Consider the following 3159-nt stretch of genomic DNA (forward strand, 5'->3'; position numbering starts at 1 on the left):
ACGGCGCCTCGGGCGGCATGATCGCACCGTTCCTGCAGCCCGAGCTCGAGTGGGACTTCCGGGTCGAGCGCGTGGTGTCCATCAGCACCTCGGCCCACAAGTACGGCCTCGTCTACCCCGGCCTGGGATGGGTCGTCTGGCGGACGGTCGAGGACCTGCCCTCCGAACTCGTGTTCGACGTCACCTACCTCGGCGGGCACATGCCGAGCTTCGCACTGAACTTCTCGCGCCCCGGCGCGCAGGTGCTCCTGCAGTACTACCTGTTCCTCCGGCTGGGCTGGGACGGCTATTACAAGGTCCAGAAGGCCTCGCAGGACGTCGCGGTCTATCTGGCGGGGGAGATCGCGAAGATGCCTGCCTTCGACCTGTGGAACGACGGCACCGACATCCCCGTTTTCGCGTGGCAGCTGACGAAGGGCTACACCGACAAATGGAACCTGTACCACCTGTCGGAGCGGCTCCGGCTCAAGGGCTGGCTGATCCCCGCCTACCCGATGCCCGACGACCTCTCCGATCTCGTCGTTCAGCGGATCGTCGTGCGCAACGGCCTGAGCCGCAACCTCGCCGAGAGCCTCGTCGTCGACATCCGGGAAGCAGTGGCCTACCTCGACGCGCTCGAGGCGCCGATGCCGACCGAGGGACTCGTGACCGCGTTCACACACTGACCCTCACGGCTTGACGATCGGAAGCGCGCCGGTCTCGGCCGCGACCTTCCTCCGGTAGAGCATGCGCTGCTCCGGAAGCGAGAGATCGAACACCACGGCCAGGACGCGGATCACGGCGGTCACGACGATACCGGCGACTGCGGCCCACACGAGCGGGACGCCGATCGCGTTCGAGACCGCGAGCACCAGGCACCCGGCGGCGGCCGCGATGGCGTAGAGCGAGCCCACGTGCATGATGGCCACCGGAAGCCCCATGAACACATCCCGGAGGATGCCGCCGCCTGCCGCCGCGCAGACACCCACGAAGACCGCGGGGATCAGAGGGAGCCCGAGAGCCAGTGCCTTGCTCGTCCCGAAGGCGCCGAACATGCCGATCACGATCGCATCCAGGCCCACGATGAGCCCGTTGAGCCTGCGCAGCGGCGCGGCCAGCAGCATGCCCACGAGCGCTGCGCCGATCGCGGTCACCAGGTACCAATCACTCTGCAGGGTCGAGAGGGGCTGATCGAGCAGCATGTCGCGGATGATGCCGCCGCCCATGCCCATGACCACCCCGATGATCGCGACGCCGAGCAGATCGAGCCGGCGCTGACCCCGGAAACCGGAGGCGAACAGCGCACCCTGGATGCCGCCCAGTCCGACGGCGGTGAGGTCCGCCCACAGCGGGATGAAGAAGAGCGGAGCGTCCACGCATCCATTCTGGGTCGACGGTCGGAGGATGCCCGGTCGCATCGCCGGAGCCGGCGGCGCGGCACGGCTCGGCGCCGACCGGGAGGGGTCCTGGCGGCCATAATTGGGAGGTGCCCACGTACCGCGACGAAGTCGTGATCCTGCGCACCCACAAGCTGGGTGAAGCGGATCGCATCGTCACGATGCTCAGTCGCCGGCACGGCAAGCTGCGGGCCGTCGCGAAGGGCGTACGGCGGACCTCATCCCGGTTCGGCGCCCGCCTCGAGCCGTTCATGGTCGCAGATGTGCTGCTCTACCAGGGGCGGTCACTCGACATCGTCCAGCAGGCTGAGTCCCTCGGCTCGTACGGCGCCGACATCGCCGTGCACTACGACCGCTTCACGTCGGCCAACGCCATGGTCGAGGCAGCCGATCGCCTGAACGAGGCCGAGGCCACGCCGCAGCAGTACCTTCTCCTCGTCGGCGGCCTTCGGGCGCTGGCCCGCGGAGAGCACGTCCCCCGCAGCATCCTGGATTCGTACCTGCTGCGCGCCATGGCGCTCTCCGGGTGGGCGCCGGGTCTTGCGGACTGTGCCCGGTGCGGTGCGTCCGGCCCGCATGACACCTTCGTCGCCCAGCTCGGTGGGATGATCTGCCGCAACTGCGCGCCCGTGGGGGCGGCGCGCGTCGACGTCCCCACCTCGTCTCTGCTCGTGGCGCTGATGGAGGGGGAGTGGGACATCGTCGACGCGGCATCCGCGCCGACCCGGGGTTCGGCATCCGGTCTCATCGCGGCGTATGCGCAGTGGCATCTCGAGCGCGGGATCCGCTCGCTCGAGCACGTCGAGGCCGCCACGTGAGCCCGAAGCCCTTCACCCATCGCGACGCGGTGCCGTACCGCCCCATCGACTGGACCGGCCTCTATCCGCCCGCCTTCCCGAAGGGGCGGGTTCCGGCGCATGTGGCGATCGTGATGGACGGGAACGGCCGCTGGGCGAACAAGCGCGGGCAGACACGCATCGAGGGGCATCGGGCGGGAGAGGCGGCCCTGCTCGACGTGGTCGCAGGAGCGATCCAGGTGGGCGTGCGCCACCTGAGCGTGTACGCGTTCTCGACGGAGAACTGGAGCCGTTCACCCGAAGAGGTGCGGTTCCTCATGGGGTTCAACCGCGACGTGCTCCATCGGCGCCGGGATCAGCTCAACGAATGGGGCGTCCGCGTGCGGTGGTCGGGCCGCAAGCCGCGTCTGTGGGGGTCGGTCATCAAGGAGCTGCAGTACGCCGAGCGGCTGACGGCCGGCAACGATGTGCTGACGCTCACGATGTGCGTCAACTACGGCGGCCGCGTCGAGATCGTCGACGCCGTGCGCTCCATCGGCGACGACATCGCCGCCGGGCGGATCAAGCCTTCCGCCGTCACCGAGAAGATGATCCAGAGGCGGCTGTACCAGCCCGAGATGCCCGATGTGGACCTGTTCGTGCGGTCGAGCGGAGAGCAGCGGACGTCGAACTTCCTGCTGTGGGAGTCCGCGTATGCCGAGTTCGTGTTCCTCGACACGCTCTGGCCGGACTTCTCCCGGCTGGATCTGTGGCGCGCGATCGGGTTGTACCTGGATCGCGACCGGCGATTCGGGGGAGCGGTGGACTCACCCGAGATCCCCGCCCTCTGAGCGCTCGACGGGCTGCTCGGCCGTCATCCGTCAGTCGGCGGGGAACAGCTCGGGTTCGGATTTGAGGTAGGTCCGCTGCAGCCACTCGCCGAATCGCGGCTTCGCGAGACATGCGGCATCCGTTGCGCAGGTCACGACGGAATCCTGCGCGGCGTA

The 3159-nt window shown here is 68.7% G+C and carries 4 protein-coding genes; 3 read left to right on the plus strand and 1 reads right to left on the minus strand.

Going from position 1 to position 3159, the window contains the following annotated elements:
* Window positions 1–665: pyridoxal-dependent decarboxylase (locus VFX99_RS16180; RefSeq protein WP_329667317.1), on the plus strand; the 665-nt coding region annotated here is incomplete at its 5' end.
* Window positions 666–668: 3 nt separating this feature from the next.
* On the opposite strand, the gene VFX99_RS16185 is transcribed toward VFX99_RS16180, so the two are convergent.
* Complete coding sequence (locus VFX99_RS16185) at window positions 669–1397, minus strand: trimeric intracellular cation channel family protein (RefSeq protein WP_414684411.1); 729 nt, start codon at window positions 1395–1397, stop codon at window positions 669–671.
* A gap of 68 nt (window positions 1398–1465) precedes the next feature.
* Between VFX99_RS16185 and recO the strand changes: the two genes are divergently transcribed.
* Window positions 1466–2194 (plus strand): DNA repair protein RecO, encoded by a 729-nt coding sequence (gene recO, locus VFX99_RS16190; RefSeq protein ID WP_329667319.1) that lies wholly within the window; start codon window positions 1466–1468, stop codon window positions 2192–2194.
* Complete coding sequence (locus tag VFX99_RS16195; RefSeq protein WP_329667320.1) at window positions 2191–3003, plus strand: isoprenyl transferase; 813 nt, start codon at window positions 2191–2193, stop codon at window positions 3001–3003. Before recO ends, VFX99_RS16195 begins: the two co-directional genes overlap by 4 nt.
* The last annotated feature ends 156 nt before the right edge of the window (window positions 3004–3159 follow it).

It is taken from the genome of Microbacterium sp. (genome assembly GCF_036277215.1).
Classification (GTDB): Bacteria; Actinomycetota; Actinomycetes; order Actinomycetales; family Microbacteriaceae; genus Microbacterium.

Excerpts from the sequence above, each read along its gene's own strand:
- VFX99_RS16185 (WP_414684411.1), bottom strand. The coding sequence starts at position 1,397 with ATGCGACCGGGCATCCTCCGACCGTCGACCCAGAATGGATGCGTGGAC.